This window comes from Acinetobacter sp. C15 (assembly GCF_013420645.1).
Taxonomy (GTDB): Bacteria; Pseudomonadota; Gammaproteobacteria; order Pseudomonadales; family Moraxellaceae; genus Acinetobacter; species Acinetobacter indicus.
On record NZ_VOXR01000032.1, the window covers coordinates 1 to 25,466 of the forward strand.

Below are 25,466 nucleotides of genomic sequence, written 5' to 3' on the forward strand. Positions count from 1 at the left end.
TAATGGAGAAATCTAATCGGTATGTTATACCTGAGAGAAGAGTGAGGAGTTATCCAAGGGTTGTAAAAGGAAAACCTCAAAAATACCCAAGAAAAAGCCAGTCAATCTCTTAACTGACTGGCATTACACAATAGTGGGCTTTTTTAATGCCTGAAAATTAGATCAATAAATACTCATGTCTACCGTTACACAGCCGAAAACTGTCCGTTTCTGACATTTCCTACTGTGCGTTTCTGACACGTTTTATTGTGCGTTTCTGACATATTTGGGGGTTTTTAACCGTCCGTTTCTGACATATTTGCTGTGCGTTTCTGACATTTTTCGCCGTCCGGTTCATCCTGGATAACTCACTAAGAATAGTGATAGTAAGTATTAGAACCTTACAAAACCTGACATTAATACGGCGTACCCGTTAGGAAATGATAAGGTTCAAACCCAACAAAACCCTTCTTTAGAACCTCATAAAACCAGATACCAGGTATAATAGATCTAGGAAATAATAAGCAGCTTATGGCGGCTGGATGATAGAAAACTTATGAAAATGCAAATGTTTAGCTCGGTGTGTTTTTATAATGCAGTGAATAGTAGGATAGCGTCTTATCTAATTTATCCGAGTGATGCCACAAAAAGAAATCAATATTACTCCAAGCAAATATTGGAAGGTGTTTTTGATGAGTCTAAAGATATAAATTTAGCCAAAATTTTTAAAGATCATGCTGAAGTAATGGCCCTCATTACCCCCCTAGCACATCAATACCGCTCCCCAAACAAGGGCTATATTTTAAAACCTGCCTTTGTTGCAGGACACTTATTATTAGCCATGATTAGAATGAAAATAAGTGGAATAGAGCCAAGTCTACAGAAAGCTTATTACTTCTATTTAGAGATTACCCAAAAAGACCCAGAAAATTGGGGAGTTGAAAGAGTAGGTATTAGGCAAATTGAACAAGCATGGTCCGAGTTCAAAAGCGTGGCCCATATCGGGTTAGTCGTAGGGAAGCTGGGTGTTACTCAATATGTGGATCAATACCCTGTATTTCTTTCCTCAATTTACCGTGTTCAAAAGCTGTATTTAGATATTATTAGTAGTAGCGACTATCTAGATTTTGAAATATGGGAAATGCCTTTTCTGGATCAGTTAACCTGGCAGAAAAATAGTACAGTTTACTCACCTAGATTTATTGAAAACTTAAAGAGAACCATGGTTTTCGATAAATTAAATGAAGATGAACTAAATATAATGCTTAAATATTCAAAAACTTATTTTAAAAGAGGGAGCGCAAAATAATTTTGCGTCCTTATGCACAATAATAATATGTGAATAATTGAGTACATCCCAAGTAAATGCAAAAGGATGTAAGCAATGTTAAAACGACTCAATGAAGTTTGTAAGCTATTAAGCCTTTCCCGTGATGGCTTACGAAAATTACAACTTAAAGACCCTTCCTTCCCAAAGCCAATTAAATTAGGCGACTCAAAACAATCTCCAGTTTTTATTGATATGAAAGAACTGGAATCATGGTTAGAAGCTAAAAAAGCTGAACGTGATGAGGTGGCAGCATGAGCAATACCTCTCATAGTAAATGGCTAGTTTTTAAAGACCAGAATTCAAAAGATAGTGCACGATTCAAAATTAAGCCCCTAAACAATCCAGAATATTCATTGGCTATGGTGAATTTAACCCTTGTAAGCCGAGACCTATCAGCCGTCGACTTCTTCAACCAATTTGCAGAGATAGTCAGTCATCACCTAGTTATAGACTGGGAGAACATCTCCTTTAAAGAGGATGGTGAAGTGGTAAATGTAAATTATTCACCTGCGAATGCTTTAAAGCTATTTCTTATGGGGAATTTGGGTTTAGAAATTCTTAATTGGGTCGTTACTTCAGCATTTAGCCTGAACTCAGAAATGGGTGAGGGGGCTAAATGATTCAAGAATCTAAATTAAGAATTGTCATTGACTCTAGAGGCGCTGAAAAAACAGCACAAAGGGTCAGACAGGAGCTGCAAGGCATCACCACACATGGTGAATATGCGACTAAGTCAATGGATGCAGTATCAGTCGGGATTCGTCAGCTTGTAGGCCAGATGGCCGGCATTGTGACGGTGGGTGCAGCCATCAATAAAATGGATGTGTATACGGGCATTAATAACAAATTGAAGCTCGTCACCAATTCACAAGCTGAACTGAATCAAGCAATGCAGGACACTTTTGCTATTGCTCAGCGTTCGGCTTCATCTTGGGGCGCGGTAAACGATGTTTATTCTAAATACATGTCTAATGCCAAAACTCTTAACCTAACTCAGGCCCAAACGGCGCGCCTAACCGAGATTACATCCAAAGCGGTTGCAATCAGCGGATCGTCGACTGAATCAGCAGCAGGCGCTTTATTTCAGTATGGTCAGGCACTTGATGGCAACATCTTACGGGGTGAAGAATATAATGCTCTGGTTGATGGTGCTGGCGGTTTACTTAGTGCTATGGCAAAGGGTTTGAATGTGACTCGGGGCGAACTGCGTCAGATGATGCTTGATGGCAAGCTGACAGGTGAGGTTATCACCAAGGCATTATTAAAAGCTGGTGATAGTGTTGATCAGCTGTTCAATAAGACAGATACAACCGTTGGACAATCACTCACCGTGCTAAGTGACAGTGTTACTAAGTTTGTAGGTGAGGCTGCATCTGGATCCGGTGCTGCGACTGTTCTTGCTGAATCAATTGGTGTTCTTGCTAAAAATCTCGATCTGGTTGCAGATGTCGCCGTAGTGGGCGGTGTAGCAATGTTAACTAAAACAATTGTTACCCAAACGATAGCTACCCATGGGTCTATCGCTGCCTCTGTAGCAAAGAGAAATAGCTTACTTTCTGAATTGGAGGCACAAGCTACATTAACTGCCGCTGAAGCAAGAAGAACCGCATCTATTGCTCAATATACACAGATGCAATTGGCAGATGCTAAAGCCACAGCTGCACGTATGACCGGTATACAGCGTCTTGCTTATGTCCAGGCAACTGTTATCCCACTTGAAGCAAAGGCCACACAAGCTACGGCAGCACACACAGCAGCAACCAATGCAGATACCTTAGCTCAGGAAATCAATAATAAGGCTCGCTCTCGTGCCACTATGCTGCTTGGAATGGTAGGAGGGCCAATTGGTGCCATTACTTTAGGAGTGGCCGGTTTAGCAGCAGGATATATGTACCTGCAGAAGCGCACAGCTGAAGCTAATGCAAAGCTTGAAGAGCAGGGCAAAGTTGCTGAAAAGACCAAAGAAGAACTTCTGGCCTTAAAGGGTGTCCAGCTCGATGTTACTAAAGACGACCTTGCCACATCATTTAAAGCGCAGAATGAAGAACTGCATAAGCTAAATTTGGCTTTCAATGGCTTTATCCGGACTGTTAAAAATGCCAATGAAGGTAATCAGGAAGTTAAAGAAATTTCTGACCAGGTGCATAAAGGACTTATGTCACAGGCAGATGCTATTGAGCGTTTAAATCAGCTCAAGCTACTCACCCCAGAGCAGAAGTCTCAAGGCCTGGATCTGATTAACAGTTATGATGAAGCCAGAGAGAAAGCTCAGAAAAATGCTGAGGCTCAAAAAGTATTGGGAGTTGAGGTCAAACTAGCTGGTAACGCGGCACAGAATGCTTCACCAAAAATTGCCGGCAATACTAAAGAGCTAAAAGACAATGAATCTGCAGCACAAAAGGCCGCTAAAGCTCAAAAGGATTATTTTGATAGCTTGCACCAGGATGTGCTAAGTGCAAATGAACGTTTGGCGTATATGAACCTAGGTTTCTCCAAAGAAATCATCGATCAGATTAATAAACTTCAGGAAGCCAAGCAAAAAGCATTGGGTGACGGCGTAACTGCAATTGTTACTACTGAAGAAATTAAACAGATTGTCCAGGCACAAAATGCTCTTGATGCTGTCAAAGATAAAGAAGATGAAATAACCCAAGCCAAGAGAGAGCAAAACAAAGAGGCAGAGAAATCCGCCAAATTAGCTGAGAAACAGGCTGTAATCATGGCAGGGACCAATGAGCAGACTAAAAACATGCTTAAGGTCTATCAGGCGTTTAGGAATGCTGGTGTGGATGATGTTAAGGCACGAGTCTTAACTGCCCAGGTGGGTCGAGAAGGTGACTTCTTGAATAAAAACCTATTTGGCAGCCATACAGATGCTGCGAATAGAAAAACCAACTCAGGCATGATTTCTTGGCAAGGTTCGCGCTCCAAGTCCTTAACTCAATACCTTCAAGGACAAGGTGTATTGGATAAAAAGGGCAATATTGAGCAGACTCAAGAGGCTCTTAATGCTCAGGCCAAATTCTTTATTCAGGAAATAATGACTGAAAAGAGATATAGCTCATCTAAGAATGCGTTACTTGGAGATAGTTCAAGTTATAGAGAGCTTGAAAAAGTATTTGGTAAAAATGCAATTGCCTGGGATTACAACGGTAAAAACATTGGTTCAGATAAGGCTGCAAAAAACCTGACTCGCCAAGACAATTACTACAACTCTCTAAATAAGATTCTAGGCGGTGACCCGGAAAACGCCCTTAGTTCAATTAAGGATCTGGCCAAGTATGACGATGAGGCTTACAAGGCGCGTAAAGACCTCCTAGATCGAATTGAACAGCTTCAATCTCAATACGATACCGAAGCAGTTGCCCGTAGTAAGGCGCGTGATGAAGAGATTTTACAGGCAACTATTCTTAGTCAAAATGATTTGATTCCTAAAATCAAAGAACGATATGACGCAGAAGATAAACTCGCCAAACTTCAGCAAGAGTTCGATGTAGAAGGCCACAAGTGGACTGAGGAAAGAAAGCTTCAATACACTTACGACACCAATGTTCTACGCCTGACAGCTGAAGGTAAGTTTTCAGAAGATCAGAAGAAGATCTTTGAGAAAGCACTTAAAGAACAGTATAAACAGGAAAAGGCTTTTGTGATTCTTGCGCGGGAAACTCGCTTGTTTCAAATGCGTGAAGCTCTCATGTCCGAAACCGCAGCTATGCAAGAACGGTATCGCTTGGAGCGTGAGCAGATTCTCCTGAACTCCAAATTAAGCCAAGACCAGAAAAAGCGTGAAATCGCCTTAAGCAAAGCTTTGCAAGAGGAAGAAAATCGCAGACGGTTAAATAATGCAGTTCAGCAATGGGGTGGCATCCAAGCTGAAATGAATGGCACTGGCAACCAATATCGGTTAGAGCAAGAACGATTTGGCAGAATTGATAGTTCTCAGAATGTATTTAATTCACAGATGGATCAAGTGGATCAGGCCGCTCAAGATCCTAACGCCAATATTCAAGAGATTGCGGCTCAGCGTGAAGCGATTTGGCAGGCGCATCACGATCGGATGACAGCTATTGAATCCGATTATCAGGCTTCGTCTTATAGTCTTCAACTTGGTTATGGTCAACAAGTAACAGGCGCGCTTTCAGGAATGTTCGGTGCGATGCTTGGTGAGTCATCATCCGCATATCGTGCTTTATATACGGCACAGCAATCATTTGCTCTTGCTCAGGCAGGCATGAACGTCTGGAAGTCCGCATCTGATGCTTATGCGAATGAGCCAGGAACTTGGTATCAAAAGGCTGCTGCAGCTGCAATAGCAACTTTAGAATCTGGAACATTTGTTTCATTGATTCAGGCTGCTACCCCTAAAGGCTTTGCTGAAGGAGGGTTCACTGGTTATGGCGGTAAATATGAACCGGCAGGTATCGTTCATAAGTGGGAAGGTGTTCTTACTAAAGAAGAGATGATGGCCATTGGTGGTCCGCAAGGCTTTGAAGGGCTGAGAAAATCCATCAAGAATGGTAGTTATGCGAATGGTGGTGTAGCCGGCATTAATGCTGCTAGAGATACCCACCGCGTTGGTATGGGGGCCGTGAGCGCAATTAACTCTAATAGCGAATTCATTGGTGGCAAAGTTAACCAACCTAAAGTCACTATTATCAATCAAACCACAAAGGAGGTTAATGCAACTTCAGAGTGGGATGGTGAGGAGCTTAAAGTTTACCTTCAGGAAATGCGTAAACAGAATGAAGCAATGATGGATGCCAAAATTGAAAAGCGTTTTAGAATGGCTGGACGGCAAGGCTGGAAATGAAAAAGTACTTGATCGAGAATCGCGAACCGGAAGGAAAGCTAAGTCTTGAGATGGGGGAAAAAATTTTTGACTTTCATATTAATGATTTAAAAACCCCGATTAATCGTAAAAAATAAACTGCCTTCGGGCGGTTTCTTTTTCGACAGGGAATTAGTATCTTGTGTTTATTTATAAGAGGGTATTCACATGAAAAAAATATTAGTAATTTGTTTATTAATGCTCGCCGTACAGGTTGAAGCTAAAAATAAATATGAGCCTGAATGCAAGGTGAGTGGCTTTAATAATGAAACTATATGTTTTGTGAAACCGTATGGCACATGGGTAGATAATAAGAAGACAACTCTAAGTTTTGTTTCATTTGGGGGTACATGGACAAGCACTGCGCCAGAAAATGTAGGGTTGTCTATTTTTTATGGCGATGCAGCAACGAATATTAAGTCTATAGCCTTCAATATCGATGGAAATATAACTGAATTTAATGTTGATGTTCTTTCCAATAAAGTGAGCAGACAAGGGCGTCTATCCAATACTACGGCGTTAGCGATAATTCCAGTCGATTACCTGCAACAGTTAGTACAGGCGAAAAATGCTAAATATCGTGTATCAACTATATCGGATGGATATAGGGAAGGGTCTTTTTACTCTGTAAAGGGGGTAGCTTCTGAGCCTATTACTACATTGAAAGCTTTGCTTGATAGGGTTCAATAATCTACTCGATATTAATAAAAAAAGAATCTCGAGATGATTTTCAAGGCTCAAATCTTAGACTGGTCCTTATTAATTAGATACTTCCCTCACTACCAAAGAGTAAATAGAAAAATGGAAAATAAGAGTTCTTTAAAGGAAGGATTTAGTTTCAAGCTAATTGGATTTGATCAATCATTAGTAGATCAACTCAGTCCATTTTTTAATAAATCTATTTTTGAACTTTCGAAACTTATTGATATCTCAACTCTAGAAGGTCTTTCCTTTGCAATAGGAGATGAAGAGTACCTACAAGAATTAAAATCCTTTAATGACCATCTCACTCCGTCTAGTGGCGCTGCGGTGGGAGTTGCAATGACACTTACTCACATTGATAGGGATTACAGTCGAAATTACATTGTCGTGAACTGCAGATATCTTGGACTGGAGTACTTTTTAACAGAATATACTGAACCTGTTTCTCAAGAGGATATGAATAGGGTAATGAGCGATTTCCTTCATACTTTATTTCATGAGTTTTGCCATGTTTTTGGATACCAGCAATTACTTAAAATAAGCCCAAATTTACTTACTAAAAGCAGCTTTAAGAATGACTGGGAAGGATTTATGCACCTAGTATCCCTTACATGCTGGGACGAATACCAAGTATGCGGTTGGGCAAATATGATCGGATCTGATCAGCAGGATAGATATGAGTCTATTCTTTTAAATGTAATGAATCAATTTGAGGGCTCCATAGAGCGAGTGTTCAAGGAATATTTAGAAAGTACAGAGAATTCAAGATTCCTTACCTTATTCAATAATACGGCAATATTAGTCTTAGACTTATTTAAATACTCATCCTACTATTTGGGCGATTTGTCCACCAAGGATGATGCCATTATTAGCGATGAAGTAAGCTCACATAAGCTTTATGACGTGATAAGCACTTTGAATGAAATGCTATCTTCATTAAAAAGCAAGGTAGATACAGGCATAGTAGAGAACACTGATTTCTACAAAATCGGTGAATATGCTCAACAGGTCGCTGCAGACTTGGGGTTGATCGTAGAACCAGTTGATAAGAACAATATGTTTGTTAATCTAAGCAGGTCTGCTCAAACAAGAATCCTATACGCCTAATCAGTCTAGCTGTCTTTAAATTTGCCCCTAAATAGGGGCATTTTTGTTTTACGTAGTTTTACGAGACAGGTATTCACTAAATACGGCGTAGACCTTGGTATTACTATGTTTGAGTGTGGTTTTGATAGTCTTTTTTATGTGGTGCTGTAAAACAAGAAATAAGGTCAAAATTCTTTACGTAGCTATACAAAACCCGGGGATTTACCTTGATGTACCTTGATGAAATGGGATTTCCTTAAAATAGTCGTAAACCTTGCTGTATATAGCTTTGAAGCTGTTTTGATGGTCTCTCTACTGGTGGCCTATCAAGGTAATTCAATTAAACGCCGTAAAGAATAATTTTAGGATTCTTGCTTTACGTAGCTTTACGAAATCAAAGTTATTAAATCCCTGTATGCCTTGCTGTAATTGGCAAAGAAGCATTTTCGAGAATTATCCTGTAAAGCAAAAATTACTTAGATGTACTTAGATGGATTTTAAATCTGGACAGGATTTACGTTGATGTACGTTGATGGATTTTCTAATTTAGGCTGAAGAAGTAAGGTTAATCTTGCAGGACGTAGCAGGACAAAACTGCATTTCTTGTTTGACGTAGCATGACAAACTGCATATCTGATTAAAACGCCGTATGCCTTGTATAGCTTGGGTTTGAGTGTATTTTTATAGGTGCTTCTATTGGTGTCTTGTCAAACAAATATAAAGCTCTTGTCCTGCAAGATTTTGCTAGACGTACCTAGACGAAATGCAATTTTAATAAAATAGATGTAATGCTTATCTGATAAGGCTTTTACATGGTTTTTAGGGTGTTTTTGGTGGGGTGTTGTCAAGGTAAATCAACGGCGTGCCGTATAACTAATTTCTTCTTTTCTTGTACGACGTAGAACGACAAAACAGGGGGTAATTATTCCATTTATGTCTTTTGCGAAACTCACCCTATGAAAGAAGCATTTTTATCTAATTAGAAGACTGCATGAATCTAAAGCAATCTAAAGCTCGTTTTTGGTATAAAGCAGCATTTGCGAAAACAAACCCTATGAAAGAAGCGTTTTCGCCTAATTAGACTGCACCGATCTAAAGCTGTTTATTCTATTTGTCACGATTTCCGTGATAGTTGAATCTGCATGGTTATCTTGACCATTCGGCTATTGGGTTGGTGTTGGCCAGGTGGTATTCCTTTTCACTACATTTAAAGTGTAGTAGCGGATCGGGTATAACCGCCAATGGCGGACGGATCAGGACCATTTCCCCCATTGGGGGATATAGGCAAACTTCAACTTTATAGGTTAGGAGCATTCACTCAATTTGAGGATATGAGCAAACTTGCTCACATTTAAAACGCGACCAAGCTACTTAATCAGCCACTTGGACGGCTAAGTTCAATCTCCCAAATTTTCGGGACACCTGAGCCAGCAATAAGGCGGCAGCATAAGCACCACAAAAACGAGGAGCTTTACCACAAAGGATAAGATTCTAAATCTAATCCTACCTGAGCCACCAAATAGAGGAGCAGATTAAAAGGCAGTCAAAAAAGACGAGCTTTATAAGAGGAGCAGCTTAAAAGTAATTTATTGCTCAATCTGAGGGGGTATAGAACACGATGGGAGGTTAAATGGGAGGTTAAATATTTTGACCTTATAAAATATTATAATTAAAACAGTAAGTTATTGTATTTATATATCGCAATCATATGGCGATTTACTAAGCCATACAGATTCAACTTAAGAAATACAAAAATCCCGCTTCCGAGCGGGATTTTTTATTTTGGAAATAGAGGTAACGAGCAATTTACTTAAACTGAATCGTCCCGTTGGCATTCACCGTCATCTTCGATTCACCGGCAGCCATATCCGGTGCAGGTGCTGCTTCAGCCACTGCAAACTTGGCGGTATTGGCGCGCATTGCAATCGGGCGCGGGGTATAGTTATTGGTATTCATGTTCAGATTGACCAGTTGATAGCCTGATTTATTCCAGGCCTGGGTCAATAACTGTGCGCGTTGCTGGAAGTTTTTCGAAGCTTCAACTAGTAGCTCATTTTCGACTTTCTTACGCTGGCTATCTGACACACTAAAATGTACTGATTGAGTTTGCAGGCTCTGCTGCAGCTCGCCAATGAGCTGGCTGGTGGCTTTAAAGTCGGTACTTTCCAGATGAATTTCGGCACGACCGCGCCATTCTTTCAGTTTCTGACTGTCATTGTCATAAACCGGATAAGTCGACTGTGAACCACTTTCTACTTTAACCGTCGAATATTTTCGCGCTGTGGCCATCGCCTGATTCATAATTTGAGTGATCTGATTGGCCAGTTCAGAAGGCTGTTTATGACTACGCTCGATATACAGCACTGCATTCATCTGGTCATTGGATACCTGACGGCTGGCTTCTGCCTGAACATTGATCAGATTGTAGTTCAGTTTTTCGGTGGTCTGCGCCAAGGCACTACCTGAAACTGCGGCGGCCAATAAGCAACTGGAGAGAGTAATAAAACGCATGATTTTGTCCTGTATTTATAGGTATTTATCTATCAAAGCATATTAGCCAAGCAATATGGCTAATTTTTGCAGAGTTTGTGGTGGGATTGTAAAAAAATAATAAAATCTACTGACTAGGAATGGCTTGATTATTTATTTTAAAACAATATGTTATATTTAATAGTGGGTTTAATTCTGCAGGCAACTTACATAGGGTTAAAAAAAATATCAAGAATGCGGTTTTCTTTCTGCTGTCACATTGTAAGATGATAATTCAATCTAATGGTTAGACCGATAGAACTTTTCGATAAAATTAGCTCGATAAAATGCCAAAAGCGGTTTATTTTCCTGAAAAATTAGGTATCATCGCGCTCCTAGTTATTGAATATTATCTAGATCATCTAACTAGATTTTTATAAAGCACCGAGTCAAAGGACCACAAGTCACCCGACTTATTTCTTCAACCCATATCAGAGATGGTAATTCGATATGAGCGTTACTTCTGTAAACCCTGCCACCAATTCCACAAACGAATACTACTTGACTCGCCAAAGTCAGATGGAATCGAATGTGCGTAGTTATCCTCGTAAATTACCGTTAGCGATAGCGAAGGCACAAGGTTGCTGGGTTACCGATGTTGAGGGTACGACGTACCTAGATTGTTTAGCTGGGGCAGGTACATTGGCTTTGGGCCATAATCATCCTGCGGTGATTCAAAGTATTCAAGACACCATCGCGAGTGGTCTTCCTTTACATACTTTAGATTTAACTACACCTTTAAAAGATGCATTTACTGAAGCGCTTCTTGCTTACCTGCCAGGTGGCAAAGAAGAGTATTGCTTGCAGTTCTGTGGTCCATCTGGTGCAGATGCAACAGAAGCAGCAATCAAGCTTGCAAAAACATTTACCGGCCGTAGCTCTGTAATCAGCTTCTCAGGTGGCTACCACGGTATGACTCACGGTTCGCTGGCAATGACAGGTAACCTGTCTGCCAAGAATGCCGTAAACGGTTTAATGCCGGGCGTACAATTTATGCCATATCCACACGAATACCGTTGCCCGTTGGGTCTTGGCGGTGAAGCAGGTGTGGATGCACTGACTTACTATTTCGAAAACTTCATTGAAGATGTGGAAAGCGGTGTTACTAAACCGGCTGCTGTAATTCTTGAAGCAATTCAGGGTGAAGGCGGTGTGGTTACTGCGCCTACCAAATGGCTGAAAAAAATCCGTGAAGTGACTGAAAAACACAACATCGTGTTGATTCTTGACGAAGTTCAAGCAGGCTTTGCGCGTTCAGGCAAAATGTTTGCTTATGAACATGCTGGTATTGAGCCAGACGTAGTGGTTATGTCGAAAGCGGTTGGTGGTAGCTTGCCACTGGCGGTGTTAGGGATTAAACGTAAGTTTGATGCTTGGCAACCAGCAGGCCATACCGGTACTTTCCGTGGTAACCAGCTGGCAATGGGTACTGGTCTGGCGACAATCAACACCATTAAAGAACAAAACCTGGCGCAAAATGCGCAAGAGCGTGGCGACTTCCTGCAAGCTGAACTGAAAAAACTGGCAGTTGAATTCCCATGTATCGGTAACGTACGTGGCCGCGGTTTAATGATTGGTGTTGAAATTGTAGATGAGCGTCAGGAAAAAGACCGTTTAGGTGCTTATCCTGCAGATTCACAACTGGCTGCTGCAATTCAGGCTGCATGTTTTGACAACAAACTGTTGTTAGAAAAAGGTGGTCGTGGCGGTACGGTAATCCGTTTACTTTGCCCGCTGATCATTAATCAGGAAGAATGTGTAGAAGTGATTGCCCGCTTCAAGAAAGCTGTGGCTGAAGCACTGAAAGCAGTACGAGGCGCATAATACATGGTAGATTTTGCAGAACATCGTAAAGCCTTACTCTGCAATGATGCTCAATCTATTGCTGACTATGAGTCAGCAATGGACCAAGCGACAAAAGCTGTCGCAGCATGGTTGCAAAACGATAAAATGTACACCGGTGGTAGCATTAAAGAGCTACGCAGTGCCATTTCATTCAATCCATCGAAAGAAGGTCTGGGTGTACAGAAATCTTTAGAGCGCATGGTCGAGCTGTTCCTGAACAAGAGCTTGAAAGTTCACCATCCGCATTCACTGGCGCATTTGCACTGTCCAACCATGGTGGCCAGCCAGATCGCAGAAGTGTTAATTAACGCCACTAACCAGTCCATGGACTCATGGGATCAAAGCCCGGCCGGTTCATTAATGGAAGTGCAGTTAATCGACTGGTTACGCCAAAAAGTCGGTTACGGTTCAGGTCAGGCCGGTGTATTCACTTCAGGTGGTACGCAGTCTAACCTGATGGGTGTACTGCTGGCGCGTGATGCCTGCATCGCGAAAAACTGGAAAGATGAAAACGGCAAGCCGTGGTCAGTGCAGCGTGATGGTGTACCGGCGGATGCAATGCGTAATGTCAAAGTTATCTGTTCTGAAAACGCACACTTCTCTGTGCAAAAGAACATGGCGATGATGGGCATGGGCTTCCAGTCTGTGGTGACCGTTCCTGTGAATGACAATGCACAGATGGATGTGGTTGCACTTGAGAAAACCATGGCACACCTTCAGTCTGAAGGCAAAATTGTGGCATGTGTGGTGGCAACTGCAGGTACAACCGATGCGGGCGCGATTGATCCATTAAAAGAAATTCGTGAAATCACCAACAAATATGGCGCGTGGATGCACATTGACGCGGCGTGGGGTGGTGCACTGATTCTGTCGAATGACTATCGTTCTATGCTCGATGGCATCGAATTGTCGGATTCTGTGACGCTTGATTTCCACAAGCATTATTTCCAGACCATTTCATGTGGTGCATTCTTGTTAAAAGACGAAGCCAACTACCGTTTCATGCATTATGAAGCTGAGTATCTGAACTCTGCTTATGATGAAGAACATGGCGTACCAAACCTGGTATCGAAGTCACTGCAAACCACGCGTCGTTTTGATGCCTTGAAATTGTGGATGACAGTTGAAGCCTTGGGCGAAGAGCTTTATGGTTCAATGATCGATCATGGTGTGGATTTAACCCGTGATGTTGCTGCTTATATTAAAGCAACAGATGGTCTTGAGCTGCTGGTAGAGCCGCAATTTGCATCGGTATTGTTCCGTGTGGTGCCTGAAGGCTATCCGGCTGAATTTGTCGATGCCTTAAACCAGAACGTCGCAGATGAGCTGTTTGCGCGTGGTGAAGCCAATATTGGTGTAACCAAAGTGGGTCAGGTGCAATCATTGAAAATGACCACGTTAAGCCCGGTTGCAACACTAGACAACGTGAAAAACCTGCTGGCACTTGTGCTGGCAGAAGCAGAGCGTATTAAAGCTTCAATTGCAGATGGTACTTACACACCACCAATTGCTTAATCACATGCTGCAAAGAAAGAGAGGCCTAATAGGGCCTCTTTTTTTATCTCGGGTCATTGAATTGAAAAAGTGAAGATGAGTGCTCATGCATCTGTTAACAAGCCAAACGGGCCAAAAGAAGGGGATAGAAGTGAATAAAGTGGCTGAGTACAGTGAAGTGATCAATTGGCTGATAACGTGTGTTTCAGGCAACAGATGAATATATTAAGTTTAAGAAAAACAATCAATTTCGCTTTTTATAGAATATTGGGTGGTGGTCATCAACCAGAGAGAATTATGACAATTGTAAGAAAGTGAATCGGTGTTAGATTGGCATTTTGTCATATTTTTACAGCGCTTTCATATTTTTTTAGACATCTTTTGAAATTTTAATAAGGTAGTGAAATTATATTAAAATCATTATCTTAAGTTAATATTTTGGTATAAAGCAGGCTTCTAGAAACTATAAAAACAAGCTGTAAAATAAAACATCATTAAAGTGTCATAAAGGTGTAACTTTATTGTCATATTTTAAACTCACAATGCACATAACGAAATAAGTACAAAACTTAATAAAAAGTGGCGTACTCCGAATTTGCATAAATTGAGAGAGAACAGAATGCGCTTTACTAATATCGCACTTGCATTAGCACTATCTGGGGCAGCTGTAGCAACAACTGCGAACGCAGCTCGTGACACCATCCAAATCGCTGGTTCTTCTACAGTATTGCCATACGCAAGTATTGTAGCAGAAGAGTTCGGTAACACATTCCCACAATTCAAAGCGCCTGTTGTTGGTTCTGGCGGTTCTTCAGGTGGTTTGAAACAGTTCTGTAACGGTGTGGGCGATAACACAATTGATATCGCAAACTCATCTCGTCAAATTAAAGATTCAGAAATCGCTGCATGTAAAAAAGCAGGCGTGAACCAGATCTTAGAAGTTAAAATTGGTTATGACGGTATCGTATTCGCGTCAAACTCAAACAAAGCTGCTTATAAATTAAAACCTTACCATGTATTTGCTGCTTTGGCTGCTGAGCTTCCATCGAAAGGTAAAATGGTTGCTAACCCATATACACGTTGGAACCAGATTGACAAATCACTTCCAAATGAACCAATTACTCTGGTAATTCCAGCATCTAACCACGGTACACGTGAAGTGTTCCAGGAGAAAATGGTTGATGCAGGTTGTGAAGCTTATGCAGCAATCAAAGCATTAGACAAAGATGCGAAGAAAAAAGCATGTACAACTTTCCGTAAAGATGGCCGTGTGATTGAAATCGCTGGTGACTACACTGAAACACTGGCACGTTTAAGAACTTCTCCAAGTGCAGTGGGTGTATTCGGTCTAGGTTTCTATGACCAAAACCGTGACAAGCTACGTGTTGCAACTGTAAACAACGTTGCGCCATCTGAGCAAACAATCCTGAACGGTTCTTACCCTGTTTCACGTCCATTGTTCTTCTACGTGAAAGGTGAGCACCTGAAATCAATCAAAGGCTTACAACAGTACACAGAATTCTTCTTAAGCAAGAAAGTATCTGGTAAAGGTTCTAAGTTAGACAAAGCAGGTCTGATCTCTTTATCTGACAAAGAACGTGCGCAAATCCTGGCGAACTTCAAAGCAGGTAAAGCTGTTAAATAATTGTGGTTAAAACAGCTGATGGCAGGGTTTCCTGCCATCAGCTTTTTGCGAAGAGATGTTTTTTCAAATAATGAAAATTGAAAAAACGGTGGAGAATACATGAATCTGCTACTCATAGGTGTGTTACTGGCAATTATTGCCATAGCCTATCAAATCGGGTTAAGCAAAAGCCGTAACCTAGCAGGTAAGGGAAATAATTCTGCAATGTTGCACTCACGCCCTGGTTATTATGGTGCGTTGGTGGCGTTGTGGTGTGCGATCCCTGCTTTTTTAATTTTGATTGTTTGGAATCTGGTTGAACCAACCATTTTGGAACAGGTGGTACTGAGTCATGTGCCGGCAGATGTTGCTGCCAACCTGAATGCAGCCAGCACTAGTGTTCTGGTAGACCGTGTGCAAGCACTGGCGTCTGGCTTTGGTGTAACCGATACACCAGCCGCCTATGAACTGGCAGCTGCTGAACAATTAGCAAAATTTGAAACCATTGGTTCTTATATCAAACTGGCCGTTGTGATTTGCGCAGCGTTAATTGGTTTGCTATGGGCGAAAAAACGTGTCTCTCAACAGTACCGTGCCCGTAACCAGGTTGAAAAGATCATTAACATTTCTTTAGCCCTCTGTTCTGGTGTGGCCATTCTGACCACCGTTGGTATCGTGATGTCGATGTTCGGGGAAGCCATGCGCTTCTTTAGCTTCGTCAGCCCAATGGACTTCTTCTTTGGTACCCAGTGGAACCCAGGTTTTAGTACCACCGGTAGTGCCGATGGTGAATATGGCCTGTTACCGCTGTTATGGGGAACCTTGCTGGTCAGTGCGATTGCATTGCTGGTTGCAGTACCTATTGGTCTGATGATTGCCATTTACCTGGCAGAGTATGCATCTCCGAAATTCCGTTCATGGGCAAAACCGACCATTGAAGTGTTGGCCGGTATTCCGACCATTGTATATGGTGTATTTGCCTTAATGATTATTGGTCCATTCCTGAAAAGTGCCGGTGCATTGCTGGGTATTGATATCAATGCTACTAGTGCTTTAACTGCCGGTCTGGTAATGGGCATTATGATCATTCCATTTGTATCGTCTTTATCTGATGACATCATTACCCAGGTACCACGTGCTCTACGTGATGGTTCGTTGGGTCTGGGTGCGACTAAGTCGGAAACCATTCGTAAAGTGGTGATGCCGGCTGCCTTGCCAGGGATTATCGGCGCCTTCTTGCTGGCTGCATCTCGTGCAATTGGTGAAACCATGATTGTGGTCCTGGCCGCAGGTAACAGTCCGTTACTACATGCCAACCCGCTAGAAGCGGTTGCAACCGTGACCATGACGATTGTTAACCAGTTAACCGGTGATACCGACTTCGCAAGTCCGCAGGCATTGGTGGCGTTCGCATTAGGTTTAACCCTGTTTGTTATTACCCTGTGTTTGAACATTGTGGCACTTTACATCGTGCGTAAATATCGTGAGCAATACGACTAATGAGTACTTCAAATACTACTTCAATGGATCAACAACCGCTTGATCCACGGGCGGCCGCTGAATTACGCGCACAACGTAAACAGAAAATTGAAAGCTCGTTAGCAAAACGCCATCGTAAAGAAAGCACTTTCCGCATGTTTGGTCTGGCCTCGGTACTGGCAGGTTTATTCTTTGTCGTGTTACTGTTCGGCAGTATTCTGGCCAAAGGTTTACCGGCATTCTGGCAAAGCAGTATGGCAGTGCCAGTCTACTTTGACCCAAGCATTATTAATGTGGGCGCCCAGCCAAAACAGCAGGCAGGTGAATCTCCGGCACAATTTAATGACCGTATGATTGCCTGGCAGACTGAAATGGGTATGGTCGATTGGGATGCGCTTATCGTTAATGGTATCGTCGCTAAAGATGCGGCGCTTGAAGCCAAGCGTGATGATTTAGGCTACATGTACACCAGTTCTGAAACCTATCGCTTACGTGATATGGTACTGGCAGATCCATCGCTGATTGGTCAAACCAAAGAAGTGAAAATTCTGGCCGATGCCAATGTAGATGTATGGCTTGCGGGCAATATTGACCGTGACCTGCCGGCAGAACAGCAGCAGCTAAGCCCGGAAATCCGTCAGCTGGCAGATGATCTGAAAGCCCAAGGTATTATAGAAAATACTTTCAATACCAACATCTTTGTCAGCCCGGACTCGCGTAGTTCGCCTGCAACTTCTGGTTTGGCTGGTGCCTTCATGGGTTCATTGTTCATGATGCTGATCGTGATCTTTATCTCGATTCCAATTGGTGTGGCATCTGCAATTTACCTGGAAGAATTTGCACCAAAAAATGTCATTACTGATATTATTGAAGTGAACATTAACAACCTGGCCGCAGTTCCATCGATTGTATTTGGTCTGTTGGGCGCTGCCATCTTCATTGGCTGGATGCATTTACCGTTATCTGCGCCACTGGTGGGTGGTCTAGTTCTAAGTTTAATGACTTTACCGACCGTAATTATTACCACACGTGCTTCACTGAAAGCGGTGCCGCCATCTATTCGTCAGGCAGCATTGGGCTTGGGTGCATCACGTCTACAAACCGTATTCCATCATGTATTGCCACTGGCATTACCAGGGATTTTAACCGGTGCGATTATTGGTGTTGCACAAGCATTGGGTGAAACCGCACCACTTCTATTAATTGGTATGAGTGCCTTCGTTGCGAGCGTACCGGCATCTCCATTTGATCAATCTACCGCATTACCGGTACAAATTTTCCTATGGCAGGGCAATGAATTGCGTAACTTCTTTGAAGGACGTACCGCTGCCGCCATTATCGTACTTCTTGCACTCATGATCGGCCTGAACAGTCTGGCGATCTGGTTACGTAAGAAATTTGAAGTACGTTGGTAATTGAGGGAAAAATATGACTACTGTATTAAGCACAGACAAACCGAATTCCTTAGAACAGGATAAAGCAGTGAATCCAGAGCAAACACAATTTACGTCAACTGAAGGCGAAGAACACAAACAGCCTGCAACTTCGTTTGTGTCTCAGTTTGATACCCAGGCGGCGAGCAAAAAAGAAGCCAAATCGAACAATGTCAAACTCAGCACCTCCGATGTTCATGTGTACTATGGTGAATCTGAAGCAATTAAAGGCATTGACCTGAACATTTATGAAAATGAAGTCATTGCCTTCATTGGTCCATCAGGTTGTGGTAAATCGACTTTCCTTCGTACCTTAAACCGGATGAATGACACCATTGATTCATGCCGCGTTACCGGTAAAGTCATGCTGGATAATCAGGATATTTATGATCCGAACCTGGACGTGGTGTTGCTACGTGCTCAGGTGGGTATGGTGTTCCAGAAGCCAAACCCGTTCCCGAAATCAATTTTTGAAAACGTGGCTTACGGCCCGAAACTGCACGGTTTGGCGCGTGACAAATACGATCTTGAAGAAATTGTTGAAAACAGCCTGCGTAAAGCTGGTCTGTGGGATGAAGTTAAAGACCGTTTAAGCCAGCCAGGTACTGGTCTGTCAGGTGGTCAGCAGCAACGTTTATGTATCGCGCGTACCATTGCGGTTTCACCAGAAGTCATTCTGATGGATGAACCATGTTCAGCACTGGACCCGATTGCAACTGCAAAAGTTGAAGAACTGATTTCTGAACTGTCTACCCAGTACACTATTGCGATTGTTACGCACTCGATGCAACAGGCAGCGCGTGTATCAGACCGTACCGCATACTTCCACCTGGGTGATCTGATTGAAGTGAACTCGACTGAAAAAGTCTTTACTCAACCAGACCATCAATTAACGGAAGCGTACATTACAGGTCGTTTTGGTTAATTGCCAACCGCTGTATATCAAAAAACCGCAAATCAATATTTGCGGTTTTTTTATGGCTCTGGTTGAGGGGTAGGGGGAGGGTCATAGTGGATTTGATGGATTATCTAACCTATCATAACTTAAAATGAGACCCTAAATAGATTTCAGTTTGAAGGGCTGAATCCGGAGCAGATCATTCCATCTGCTATCCAGTTGGTGGTTTTAATGTTGAGCTTTCCCAGCTTTTAAAAATCCCGTCCTGTTCAACAGGGCTGTATTTTTTAGTTGTTGCAAAAATGACACTACGGTTAACACGGAAGTGGATTAAATTAAGCAAATAAATGCGCTAATATTGAATTCTCAATATCCGCCCTCATCTAAAGTTGAGCCAAAATAAAATTGAGAACAGATTTTTATATGTTATTTCATTCCCCAAAACTACCTGCCGAAATTCGTATCCGTCATTTAAATGCGCGTATTAACGAACAACGAAAAAAAATAGCGCAGACTACGGCCTCCAAACTGGAGCTGTTGCAATTTAGCCAGCAATTGTCCAAAGAGGCACGCCTGCGTAAAAAGAATAACCAGAAAATTTACGTACTCGATTTTAAAGGGGATATGGCCGCCTCTGCGGTAGAGAATCTGCGTGAAGAAATTACCTTAATTCTGGCCACCGCCAAAGCTGGACGTGACCGCGTGGTGGTGCGTCTGGAAAGTCCGGGCGGGATGGTACATGGTTATGGTTTAGCCGCTGCACAACTGGTACGTCTGCGTGATGCCGGTTTTCATTTGACCATCTGTGTTGATAAAGTCGCTGCTAGCGGTGGCTATATGATGGCTTGTATCGCCAATGAAATTATCTCTGCACCGTTTGCTATTGTGGGTTCAATTGGCGTAGTGGCACAGGTGCCAAACTTTAACCGCCTGCTGAAACAGCACAATATAGATTTTGAACTGTATACGGCTGGTCAATACAAACGCACCGTGACCATGTTTGGTGAAAATACCGAAGAAGGCAAGGCCAAGTTTGAAGAAGAGTTGCAACAAACTCACAGCCTGTTCAAGCACTTTGTTGAAAAGTACCGTCCGCAGCTCAATGTTGAAAAAGTCGCTACAGGTGAACACTGGTATGGTCAGGATGCTTCCGATCTGAACCTGGTCGATAAACTGCAAACCTCAGATGAATACCTGTTAGGGTTATTGCCACAGCATGATGTTTATGTCATTGAAACCCGTCGCAAGCCAACCTTGGGTGAAAAACTCGGCCTACAAGCCGCACAGGTGGCCGATTCTCTGGTGCCTACGGTCATTAACAAGGTGATGGATACTTTAAGCAAAGCCAGTGCCAATCTGGTGCAAATGCGCGATCCTAAGCTCTAATCCAATTTTGTCCTGAAACATGAAAAGCACTCAATCGAGTGCTTTTTTTCTGTCTTTGTATAAGCTCCAGCTTCCTGCCAGAATCGCGCCGAACGTAGCCAGGAGCATATCTTTATGCGCATCCCAGACATCACCTTGCTGACCGTTATAATTTTCAGCCGCTTCTGGAGAGAGGAGGATGGCGAGTAACCATTCCAGCCATTCGTAAATCAAACTGCTGCTCATAACCCATTGCACGACCAGCAGAAAGATCATCCAGTCTTTGGCGTTAGGAAAGCCCAGCCGATGTAAGCGGAAAAACAGCGGGTAGAGCAGCACCCCATAGGCAAAATGCACAAAGCGATCATACATATTGCGTTCCCAGCCCAGCCACTGGTTTAAATCAAAGCCGAAGTAATGCAGCAGCCAGTCGTTATAGGGCACATAAGAATAGAGGTAATGTGCGCCTAAAATATGAATCAACAGAAAGGTGAGATAGAAAACAAAACTGGAAAAGCTTAGCCCGACTTTTTTGAAGAGCAATAGCAGCACAATTAGCATGAGGATCGTTCCAACCTGATGTAGCACATAGGCTGAAAATTCCATCGGGTTGATACTGGCAAGCAGCATGGCCAGGCCTAATAGGGCCAGCATTAGCCAATGTTTGGCCTGTAATTGGTAGTCGATCATTCTGGTTATAGGATTGGGATTTATAATTATCATAATAAAAAAGCGAAGCCGGAGCTTCGCTTTTTGATGCTGAGTTTTTCAAGATTACACCCTCTTTATGTTGCTTCCAGAGGAAGAAAGAAGATGTTGTGAAAAACTCAAATCATTTCATTAGATTTTAGCAATCAAATCTTTAATCTGTTTTGCCTGTTCAGCTGCATTACCGGTGTAAGATGCAGGGGTCATTTCAGCTAAACGTGCACGATCCGCAGCCGGAACAGCTTCGAGTTCGTTACCGTTGACAAAGCTCACCATCATGTCGCGAGTCATCGCTTGACCACGAGTCAGCGCTTTTAATTTTTCGTATGGTTTTTCAACGTTGTAACGACGCATAACCGTTTGAATCGGTTCAGCCAATACTTCTTGTGCATTGTCCAGGTCTTCCAGAATACGGTCAGCATTCAGTTCTAGTTTACCAATACCTTTTAAGCAGGCTTCAAATGCGATCAAGCTCTGTGCAAAACCAACCCCCATGTTGCGAAGTACAGTAGAGTCGGTTAAGTCACGCTGCCAGCGAGAAATTGGTAGTTTTTCGCCCAGGTGCGCAAGAACTGCATTGGCAATACCCAGGTTACCTTCAGAGTTTTCGAAGTCAATCGGGTTGACTTTGTGCGGCATGGTTGAAGAACCGACTTCGCCTTCTTTCAGTTTTTGTTTGAAGAAGCCCAGCGAGATATAACCCCAAACGTCACGGTTAAAGTCGATTAAGATGGTGTTGAAACGACGCAGCGCATCAAACAGTTCCGCCATATAGTCATGCGGTTCAATTTGCGTGGTGTACGGGTTGAAAGTTAAACCTAAAGATTCAACAAATGCTTGTGAATGTGCAGGCCAGTTGATGTCTGGATAGGCAGACAGGTGAGCGTTGTAGTTACCCACTGCACCGTTGATTTTACCCAGCAGTTCAACATTGTTGAATTGCTTGATTTGACGCGCTAAACGGTACGCCACGTTGGCCATTTCTTTACCCAAAGTGGTTGGGCTAGCTGTTTGACCGTGTGTACGAGACAGCATGGGTTGATCAGCATGTTTTTCAGCCAGCGCCACAATTGAGTCAATGATTTGCTGCATAGATGCAACCAGTACATCACGGCCGTTTTTCAGCATTAACGCGTGTGACAGGTTGTTGATGTCTTCAGAAGTACAAGCAAAGTGAATGAATTCACCGGCATTTTTCAGCTCGTCGATGTTGGCGATTTTTTCTTTCAGGAAATATTCAACCGCTTTAACGTCGTGGTTAGTGGTACGTTCAATCTCTTTAATGCGGTTCGCATCTTCTTCAGAGAAATCTGCAACAATTGCATCTAATGCAGCATTCGTTGCAGCACTGAAAGCAGGTACTTCGGTAATTTCAGGACGATTGGCAAGCGCTTGTAACCAACGCACTTCAACAGTCACACGAGCATGGATTAAACCAAACTCAGAAAGGAAAGGACGAAGAGCATCACATTTGCTCGCATAACGTCCATCTAATGGAGAAAGTGCAGTTAAAGCGTTCATAACGATTCCTTAAACTTTGGAACTAAACCTAAAACAAATGTCCGTACAGATCAGACCACCTGATACTGTAAACGGGCAAGATCCTGAATATCTTGAAGCAGTTTGCGTTTGCTAAAAATCATCGCCCATGAGCTGCCACCGAGTTGACGCCACAAATGTGCCATTTGCAGGCCGGTAAATAGCGAGGCACGAATACGGTTGGTATGGGCAGAATCTTTAAAGGCCTCGGCATTGCCACGCACCATAATCCGCGGATTAATCTGTCCAGCAGTATCAACATAGGTTTGGGCAAGATTGGCGAGAATACTTGGATGTAAATAGTTATTATCAAAAAAGGACAGCTGTTTTAAGATTTTTTGCTGGGATTGCTCAATAATTTCAACAAATTGCGGATTACTATAGACTTTCTTTTCCAGTTGCAGCAGCGCCATGGCATAGGACATCGGCAACTTGGCATTGGACATTTTCGGTAATCTGGATTTGGGTGAGGTGGTAAACGGATGGGTAATGCTATTTTCGAGGGTTTTTAAACCAAGGGAGATATCGGCCAGCTGACTAAAAAAGTCTAAGGTTTGGCCACTCTGATTATTACTTGGACGGATATTCAGGCTGGCCTGAATCAGGCGCTCCAGATAAAAGTTACCGCTATCGCCAATACTTTGTCGGCCAGTCAGTGCGGTCATATGGGTCAGCTGCGTGGCCTGAAACACAGCAGCGAGGGCCAAAGCACGATTCTGGCGAACATTCAGAGTTCGAGGCTGTTGAAACGGTAACTCTGTCATGCCGAAACAATCCTTTAAACAAAATCCGGGTGAGGGGCATTGGTATGATGGATCACGCCACCCCCTAAGCACACTTCACCTGCGTAGAACACCACGCTTTGACCTGGTGTTACTGCACGTTGTGGCTGATCAAATTCAACACGTACACCATTTGGTGTTTCTGGATCTTTAAATAATACGCAGTCTTGGTCAGGTTGGCGATACCGGGTTTTTGCCGTGCAGCGGAAACCGGTGTCAGGAATATCCTGTTCACCTGCGACCCAGTCAATGGATTCGCTCCACAGAATCGTGCTTTGCATCAGTGGATGATCATGACCTTGACCAACCACCAGACGATTGCCGGCTACATCTTTATGCAGTACAAACCAGGCACCTTCAGCTGCACCTTTCATGCCGCCAATACCAATACCACCGCGTTGACCGAGCGTATAGTACATTAAGCCGTGATGTTCACCAACCTCTTTGCCATCTTCCAGCACGATTTTTCCGGGTTGTGCGGGTAAATATTGTTTTAAGAAGTCATTAAAGCGGCGTTCACCAATAAAACAGATACCAGTGGAGTCTTTTTTCTTTGCAGTCGCCAAGCCCAATTCTTCTGCAATTTTACGTACTTGTGGCTTTTCAATTTCACCGACAGGGAACAGGGTCTTGTTAATTTCACGACCATGTACTGCATGCAGGAAGTAAGTCTGATCTTTGTTGTTGTCGACACCACGCAATAAAGGTGCATATTGATCACCTTTAGAGTTGGTCATGGTTTCACCACGACGGCAGTAGTGACCTGTGGCAATAAAGTCAGCACCCAGGTTAATGGCATGATCTAAAAACGCACGGAATTTGATTTCTTTATTGCACAGAATGTCCGGGTTAGGGGTACGGCCAGCGGCGTATTCTGCCAAGAAGTGCTCGAAAACCCGATCCCAGTATTCCATGGCAAAGTTGGCGGTGTGCAGTTTGATGCCAATTTTATCGCATACGGCCTGGGCATCGGCCAGATCTTCCATGGCTGTACAGTATTCCGTGCCATCATCTTCTTCCCAGTTTTTCATGAACAGTCCTTCAACCTGATAACCTTGTTGAAGGAGGAGTGCTGCAGAAACAGAAGAATCTACACCACCTGACATACCGACGATGACACGTTGTTGCATAGGATTAGGCATCCACACTATGAATTAAGGGAGAATTTTGGTGCTCGTAAATGAGCGATAAAGGATATTTTTGTCCGGTCTGAGCATCCTGTACGGCTTTAATCACCAAAGGACTGCGGGCGCGGGCCGATTCAAGCAGTTCATCCGGGCTCATCCAGACGGCACGGACAATACCAGTGTCTAGCTGTGCATCTGCATGATGGTGAATGGCTTCGGCCAGAAAGCAGAAACGGTAATAGGTACGATCTGGAAACATGGGCGGGGTATAGGTATAAATGCCCAGTAAAGCCTGAATACGTACATCGTATCCGGTTTCTTCCAGGGTTTCGCGAACCGCTGCTTCAATAATGGTTTCACCGGCTTCTACATGACCTGCAGGCTGGTTAAAGACAGTATGTGTAACGCCTTCAGTCTGTTCTTCTACGAACAGAAATTTACCGTCTTTTTCAACAACGGTGGCAACAGTCACATGCGCAGTCCAAGCGGTCATAAAAAAGCACCATGGGGTAAAACGCATATTCTACAAAATTTAGGGGGATGTGGCTATGAGGGAAGGGGATTTCTTTGTCTACTGGCAATCAAAAATACGGTAATCCCCCCTAAAAATAAAAGGATCTAAAAGTAGAATTTTCTCTTAAGATACGAGCAGGAGATTCTGCATGAAAACATCTAAATTTACTGACAGCCAGATCATGTCCATTTTAAAACAGGCGGA

At 43.0% G+C, this 25,466-nt stretch carries 19 protein-coding genes; 13 read left to right on the plus strand and 6 right to left on the minus strand.

The window, feature by feature from the left end; all coding sequences use genetic code 11:
* Positions 1 to 535 precede the first annotated feature (535 nt).
* The 6 genes from FTT63_RS11515 (at position 536) to FTT63_RS11540 (ending at position 7,946) form a co-directional block, all read left to right on the plus strand.
* The gene (locus tag FTT63_RS11515) at positions 536 to 1,288 is read left to right on the plus strand and encodes a hypothetical protein (protein ID WP_180192316.1); all 753 of its coding nucleotides are present in this window, start codon (positions 536 to 538) and stop codon (positions 1,286 to 1,288) included.
* 75 nt (positions 1,289 to 1,363) lie between these two features.
* Positions 1,364 to 1,564 carry an AlpA family transcriptional regulator gene (locus FTT63_RS11520; protein WP_180081630.1) on the plus strand — a complete coding sequence of 67 codons (201 nt, stop codon included), beginning with the start codon at positions 1,364 to 1,366 and terminating at the stop codon, positions 1,562 to 1,564.
* Positions 1,561 to 1,929, plus strand: coding sequence for a hypothetical protein (locus tag FTT63_RS11525; protein WP_180192317.1), 369 nt, complete (start codon positions 1,561 to 1,563; stop codon positions 1,927 to 1,929). The genes FTT63_RS11520 and FTT63_RS11525 overlap by 4 nt, the downstream gene beginning before the upstream one ends.
* On the plus strand, positions 1,926 to 6,119 hold the full coding sequence (locus tag FTT63_RS11530) for a tape measure protein (protein WP_180192318.1): 4,194 nt from the start codon (positions 1,926 to 1,928) through the stop codon (positions 6,117 to 6,119). Before FTT63_RS11525 ends, FTT63_RS11530 begins: the two co-directional genes overlap by 4 nt.
* A 186-nt stretch (positions 6,120 to 6,305) precedes the next feature.
* Positions 6,306 to 6,827 carry a hypothetical protein gene (locus FTT63_RS11535; protein WP_180192319.1) on the plus strand — a complete coding sequence of 174 codons (522 nt, stop codon included), beginning with the start codon at positions 6,306 to 6,308 and terminating at the stop codon, positions 6,825 to 6,827.
* 111 nt (positions 6,828 to 6,938) lie between these two features.
* A complete protein-coding gene (locus FTT63_RS11540) occupies positions 6,939 to 7,946 on the plus strand; it encodes a hypothetical protein (protein ID WP_180192320.1) in 1,008 nt (335 codons plus the stop codon).
* Between the two features lie 1,785 nt (positions 7,947 to 9,731).
* Here the strand turns inward: FTT63_RS11540 and FTT63_RS11545 are convergent.
* A complete protein-coding gene (locus FTT63_RS11545) occupies positions 9,732 to 10,436 on the minus strand; it encodes an SIMPL domain-containing protein (RefSeq protein WP_127798547.1) in 705 nt (234 codons plus the stop codon).
* 468 nt (positions 10,437 to 10,904) lie between these two features.
* Between FTT63_RS11545 and FTT63_RS11550 the strand changes: the two genes are divergently transcribed.
* The 7 genes from FTT63_RS11550 (at position 10,905) to sohB (ending at position 20,613) form a co-directional block, all read left to right on the plus strand.
* The gene (locus FTT63_RS11550) at positions 10,905 to 12,278 is read left to right on the plus strand and encodes a diaminobutyrate--2-oxoglutarate transaminase (RefSeq protein ID WP_005176742.1); all 1,374 of its coding nucleotides are present in this window, start codon (positions 10,905 to 10,907) and stop codon (positions 12,276 to 12,278) included.
* A 3-nt stretch (positions 12,279 to 12,281) separates the two neighbouring features.
* Positions 12,282 to 13,814, plus strand: coding sequence for an aspartate aminotransferase family protein (locus FTT63_RS11555; protein WP_005176744.1), 1,533 nt, complete (start codon positions 12,282 to 12,284; stop codon positions 13,812 to 13,814).
* A 598-nt stretch (positions 13,815 to 14,412) separates the two neighbouring features.
* On the plus strand, positions 14,413 to 15,438 hold the full coding sequence (locus FTT63_RS11560; RefSeq protein WP_005176746.1) for a substrate-binding domain-containing protein: 1,026 nt from the start codon (positions 14,413 to 14,415) through the stop codon (positions 15,436 to 15,438).
* A 99-nt stretch (positions 15,439 to 15,537) separates the two neighbouring features.
* Positions 15,538 to 16,917, plus strand: a complete 1,380-nt coding sequence (gene pstC / locus FTT63_RS11565; protein ID WP_005176748.1) for a phosphate ABC transporter permease subunit PstC — start codon at positions 15,538 to 15,540, stop codon at positions 16,915 to 16,917.
* The gene (gene pstA / locus FTT63_RS11570) at positions 16,917 to 18,311 is read left to right on the plus strand and encodes a phosphate ABC transporter permease PstA (protein WP_160241466.1); all 1,395 of its coding nucleotides are present in this window, start codon (positions 16,917 to 16,919) and stop codon (positions 18,309 to 18,311) included. The genes pstC and pstA overlap by 1 nt, the downstream gene beginning before the upstream one ends.
* 13 nt (positions 18,312 to 18,324) lie before the next feature.
* On the plus strand, positions 18,325 to 19,254 hold the full coding sequence (gene pstB / locus FTT63_RS11575; protein ID WP_005176754.1) for a phosphate ABC transporter ATP-binding protein PstB: 930 nt from the start codon (positions 18,325 to 18,327) through the stop codon (positions 19,252 to 19,254).
* 396 nt (positions 19,255 to 19,650) lie between these two features.
* Positions 19,651 to 20,613: a protease SohB gene (gene sohB / locus FTT63_RS11580; RefSeq protein ID WP_160241465.1), complete on the plus strand. Its 963-nt coding sequence runs from the start codon at positions 19,651 to 19,653 to the stop codon at positions 20,611 to 20,613.
* A 30-nt stretch (positions 20,614 to 20,643) separates the two neighbouring features.
* On the opposite strand, the gene FTT63_RS11585 is transcribed toward sohB, so the two are convergent.
* From FTT63_RS11585 to FTT63_RS11605, 5 genes are all read right to left on the minus strand, one after another.
* A complete protein-coding gene (locus FTT63_RS11585) occupies positions 20,644 to 21,282 on the minus strand; it encodes a DUF2238 domain-containing protein (protein ID WP_168397391.1) in 639 nt (212 codons plus the stop codon).
* A gap of 150 nt (positions 21,283 to 21,432) precedes the next feature.
* Positions 21,433 to 22,821, minus strand: a complete 1,389-nt coding sequence (gene purB / locus FTT63_RS11590) for an adenylosuccinate lyase (protein ID WP_180192321.1) — start codon at positions 22,819 to 22,821, stop codon at positions 21,433 to 21,435.
* 50 nt (positions 22,822 to 22,871) lie between these two features.
* Positions 22,872 to 23,603, minus strand: coding sequence for a high frequency lysogenization protein HflD (gene hflD / locus FTT63_RS11595; protein ID WP_005176767.1), 732 nt, complete (start codon positions 23,601 to 23,603; stop codon positions 22,872 to 22,874).
* Positions 23,604 to 23,617: 14 nt separating this feature from the next.
* Entirely contained in the window at positions 23,618 to 24,751 is a 1,134-nt protein-coding gene (gene mnmA, locus FTT63_RS11600; RefSeq protein WP_075166642.1) for a tRNA 2-thiouridine(34) synthase MnmA, read from the minus strand.
* Between the two features lie 4 nt (positions 24,752 to 24,755).
* Positions 24,756 to 25,241 carry an NUDIX hydrolase gene (locus tag FTT63_RS11605; protein ID WP_005176771.1) on the minus strand — a complete coding sequence of 162 codons (486 nt, stop codon included), beginning with the start codon at positions 25,239 to 25,241 and terminating at the stop codon, positions 24,756 to 24,758.
* Positions 25,242 to 25,466 lie beyond the last annotated feature (225 nt).

Bases quoted from the DNA above. Each gene is read 5' to 3' on its own strand.
- FTT63_RS11515 (WP_180192316.1), top strand. From the start codon at position 536: ATGAAAATGCAAATGTTTAGCTCGGTGTGTTTTTATAATGCAGTGAAT.
- FTT63_RS11520 (WP_180081630.1), top strand. From the start codon at position 1,364: ATGTTAAAACGACTCAATGAAGTTTGTAAGCTATTAAGCCTTTCCCGT.
- FTT63_RS11525 (WP_180192317.1), top strand. From the start codon at position 1,561: ATGAGCAATACCTCTCATAGTAAATGGCTAGTTTTTAAAGACCAGAAT.
- FTT63_RS11530 (WP_180192318.1), top strand. From the start codon at position 1,926: ATGATTCAAGAATCTAAATTAAGAATTGTCATTGACTCTAGAGGCGCT.
- FTT63_RS11535 (WP_180192319.1), top strand. From the start codon at position 6,306: ATGAAAAAAATATTAGTAATTTGTTTATTAATGCTCGCCGTACAGGTT.
- FTT63_RS11540 (WP_180192320.1), top strand. From the start codon at position 6,939: ATGGAAAATAAGAGTTCTTTAAAGGAAGGATTTAGTTTCAAGCTAATT.
- FTT63_RS11545 (WP_127798547.1), bottom strand. From the start codon at position 10,436: ATGCGTTTTATTACTCTCTCCAGTTGCTTATTGGCCGCCGCAGTTTCA.
- FTT63_RS11550 (WP_005176742.1), top strand. From the start codon at position 10,905: ATGAGCGTTACTTCTGTAAACCCTGCCACCAATTCCACAAACGAATAC.
- FTT63_RS11555 (WP_005176744.1), top strand. From the start codon at position 12,282: ATGGTAGATTTTGCAGAACATCGTAAAGCCTTACTCTGCAATGATGCT.
- FTT63_RS11560 (WP_005176746.1), top strand. From the start codon at position 14,413: ATGCGCTTTACTAATATCGCACTTGCATTAGCACTATCTGGGGCAGCT.
- pstC (WP_005176748.1), top strand. From the start codon at position 15,538: ATGAATCTGCTACTCATAGGTGTGTTACTGGCAATTATTGCCATAGCC.
- pstA (WP_160241466.1), top strand. From the start codon at position 16,917: ATGAGTACTTCAAATACTACTTCAATGGATCAACAACCGCTTGATCCA.
- pstB (WP_005176754.1), top strand. From the start codon at position 18,325: ATGACTACTGTATTAAGCACAGACAAACCGAATTCCTTAGAACAGGAT.
- sohB (WP_160241465.1), top strand. From the start codon at position 19,651: ATGTTATTTCATTCCCCAAAACTACCTGCCGAAATTCGTATCCGTCAT.
- FTT63_RS11585 (WP_168397391.1), bottom strand. From the start codon at position 21,282: ATGATCGACTACCAATTACAGGCCAAACATTGGCTAATGCTGGCCCTA.
- purB (WP_180192321.1), bottom strand. From the start codon at position 22,821: ATGAACGCTTTAACTGCACTTTCTCCATTAGATGGACGTTATGCGAGC.
- hflD (WP_005176767.1), bottom strand. From the start codon at position 23,603: ATGACAGAGTTACCGTTTCAACAGCCTCGAACTCTGAATGTTCGCCAG.
- mnmA (WP_075166642.1), bottom strand. From the start codon at position 24,751: ATGCAACAACGTGTCATCGTCGGTATGTCAGGTGGTGTAGATTCTTCT.
- FTT63_RS11605 (WP_005176771.1), bottom strand. From the start codon at position 25,241: ATGACCGCTTGGACTGCGCATGTGACTGTTGCCACCGTTGTTGAAAAA.